The following is a 2,837-nucleotide window of genomic DNA, read 5'->3' as shown; positions in this document are numbered from 1 at the left end:
GTGCCGGAGTCGGGGTGCCGGGCAGGGGCGCGGTGAACGAGATCGCCGGGAAACCCGGCCCGGTGTCGGGGGTGGTGTCGGGGTCGTCGGGGGTCGGCGGATCGGCCATGCGGGCCTCCTAGAGCACTTGACAGAGCGTCACGGGATCGGTCATCCTCGCGCGCGCACGCGTGGGCGTGCGCGTGCGCTCGTGTAGGGCCCGCCCCGGGCCGTATCCGGGGCGGGTGATGAAGATGAAGATGGGTGACGTTGAGTCACCTGGCGTGGCGTTCGTAGAACGCCTTCAACGTCTTCGCGAGGTCGTCCCAGACCTCCGGCGACCCGTTGAGCGCACGCTGTTTGGCGACCATCCGGGCCGCGTCGAACCACACGCTGGCCACGGCGGCCGGGCCGCGCGCGGCGGCGTCGGCCTGACGCTGCTGCCAGTGCCGGGCCTGGTTCTGCGCCCGGGTCCGCGGCTGCGGCGGAGTCGGCTGGCTCATCGGGCTCCCTCGCGGCGCTGCTTGGCGAACAGGTCGGCGACCTTCGGCAGCGACTGCTGCCCCTCGGCTCCGGCGGCCATCGTGTAGCCGGTGGCGGTGCCGTCCCCGAGCTGCTGCGCGGCGCGGGCGGTGCTGGCGCGCAGGGCTTTGCGGCGGGCCCGGCTGTCCCGGCGCCGATCCTTCGCCAGGGCGGCGGCCTCCCGGCGGGCCGGGAGCTCCAGGACGCGGGTGCGGTAGCTGGTGTGCAGGGCCTCGGCGTCGGAGGCCGCGCGGCGCGAGACGCGCTCCATGTCCCGCAGATGGCGCACGACCTGGCGGGCCCGCAGCCACGCGGACAGCAGCCGATCGCCCTCGATCGAGGTCTCCCGCAGGCGGCGGGCCAGGATGTCGGCGAGCTGCCCGTACTGCCGGGCGTCCTCCAAATGCTGGTCACGGCGGTCGTCGCACCAGGCCCGTAGGCCGCGATCGGTGAACAGGGCGTTGATATCCACGTGTGTCTCCGGTGGGTGAGGGGGGTTGGCGTGGGTCGGGAAGGGGTGGGCCCGGCGGCCCACGGCACGCCCCCGGCCCCCGGGCAGCGGGGGTGCTGCCCGGGGGCCGGGGACGACCGTGCGGAGCCGGGATCAGGGGCGGTAGCCGGAGGCCAGCAGCTCGTGGGCCTCGCTGCGGTACTCGCTGGCGGTGGAGGACGCGACGCCGAACTCGCCGGTGATGCGCTCCAGCGGGATGCGGGAGAGATCGCCGTCGGTCTCCCGGAGGGCGATGCGGGCCAGGCGGCGGACCGCCCGCTGACGCGGGGTCAGGCGCGCCGCGTCCTCGGCTTCGGCGGCGCGGGCCTCGATCTCGGCAATGGCCCGCCGCGTCTCGGCGGCACGCCGCTCCGTTTCGGCGGCGGCCTCGATCGCGCGGCGCTCGGCCTCGATGGCCTCGGTGCGGATCCGCCGGGCCTCGGCCTCCCGCCGGGCGGCGAGCTGGTCGGCCTCGGCCTTGCGGGCCCGCTCCTCGGCCGCGCGGCGGTCCGCTTCGGCGGCACGCTTGCGGGCTTCGGCGGCGTCGGCGGTCTCGATCAGGGCGGCCTCCCGGCGGGCGGTGTCGGCCGCCGCCAGGGCCCGGGCCTCCTTCTCCTTCTCCTCGGCCTCCTCGCGGGCCGCCTTGGCCGCGCGGGCGCGGGCCTCGGCTGCCTTCGCCGTCTCCAGCAACGCGGTCTCCCGGCGGGCGACCTCCTCGGCCGCCTCGGCCTCGGCCTGCCTGGCGCGTTCCTCGGCCTCCTCGCGCTCGGCCTTCGCGGCGCGGGCGCGGGCCTCGGCCATCTCGGCCGTCTCGATCAGTTCCCCGTGATGGGCGGCGGCCCGCTCGGCGGCGGTCCGCTGGTCCTCGGCGGCCCGTTCGGCCTCCTCGACCTGTGCCTGCGCCGCGATCTCCGCGATCCGGATCGTCTTGCGGGCCTCGGCCTTGCGGACCTTGGCGGTGGCGTCGGCCTCGGCGCGGGCCACCTCGGCCTCCCGCTCCCGTTCCTCGGCCGCGCGCCTGCGCTCCTCGGCCTCCCCGGCCTGGATCCCCGGCAGCGCCAGGGCCTCGGTGACGGTGTAGCCGTGGGGCGCCAGGGTGATCGGCAGCAGCTCGTCGGCGGTGGGCTTGCGCTTCTCCGCCGCGCACAGGCGCTCCAGCCAGATGCGGTATCCGCGCAGGTCGGCGTCCCGGCGCACGATCTCCTCGTAGGTCAGGGACCACAGTCGCATCCGCCGGTACAGGCGGGCGGTGGACACCGGCGCGAGGAGCCAGCGGTGGACGGGGATGGAGGTCCGCTCCCGATCGGGCCGCACGACCTGGTCGATGACGTACCGGCCGATTTCCACGATCGCGATGAAGAGGACGGGCACGACGGCGTGGGCGGCGACCGCGACGTAGTCCAGCGGCTCCCACCCGCCGGTGGGGGCGGCGCTGGCGCTGTTCAGGGCCATGGTGGCGGCGGTGAGCAGCCACACGGGGTAGCGGATCCAGGTGACCGGGCGGCCCAGCCAGGCGAGGAGCAGGTCGACCGCGATCAGGGTGAGAATGCCCAGGTCAACCCCGCCGATGAAGAGCTGGCCGTGCTCCAGGCTGTGGAAGCCGAGCTCCTCGTGCGCGAACTTCGCGACGTTGTTGAACGACAGGTAGAGGCCGGTGAGGGCCAGGGCGAGGGCGGCCAGCGCGACGGCGGAGGCGGCCACCCGCTGAGGGCGGGAGAGCATCCGGCGACCCGGGATAGGGGACGCGTCCGAAGCCGCGCCGGGCGCCGCCGAAACGGGCCCGGGTGCGTCCGAAACGGCCTCGGGTGCGTCCGGAATCGGGGGTCGGATGGGGGTGTCGGTGGGG

Annotated in this window: 3 protein-coding genes; all 3 read right to left on the bottom strand. The window is 75.6% G+C overall.

The window, feature by feature from the left end; translation table 11 throughout:
- Nucleotides 1-254: 254 nt before the first annotated feature.
- The gene (locus FOE67_RS21775; RefSeq protein WP_182666538.1) at nt 255-482 is read right to left on the bottom strand and encodes a hypothetical protein; all 228 of its coding nucleotides are present in this window, start codon (nt 480-482) and stop codon (nt 255-257) included.
- Complete coding sequence (locus FOE67_RS21770) at nt 479-973, bottom strand: hypothetical protein (RefSeq protein WP_182666537.1); 495 nt, start codon at nt 971-973, stop codon at nt 479-481. Before FOE67_RS21770 ends, FOE67_RS21775 begins: the two co-directional genes overlap by 4 nt.
- Before the next feature lie 132 nt (nt 974-1,105).
- Entirely contained in the window at nt 1,106-2,713 is a 1,608-nt protein-coding gene (locus FOE67_RS21765; protein WP_323385256.1) for a DUF2637 domain-containing protein, read from the bottom strand.
- Nucleotides 2,714-2,837 lie beyond the last annotated feature (124 nt).

This window comes from Streptomyces calidiresistens (assembly GCF_014141525.1).
Taxonomy (GTDB): Bacteria; Actinomycetota; Actinomycetes; order Streptomycetales; family Streptomycetaceae; genus Streptomyces; species Streptomyces calidiresistens.
This window is presented reverse-complemented; position numbering and strand designations above follow the sequence as displayed.

Coding starts and splice junctions, on each gene's coding strand:
- FOE67_RS21765 (WP_323385256.1), bottom strand. CDS start 2,713: ATGCTCTCCCGCCCTCAGCGGGTGGCCGCCTCCGCCGTCGCGCTGGCC.
- FOE67_RS21775 (WP_182666538.1), bottom strand. CDS start 482: ATGAGCCAGCCGACTCCGCCGCAGCCGCGGACCCGGGCGCAGAACCAG.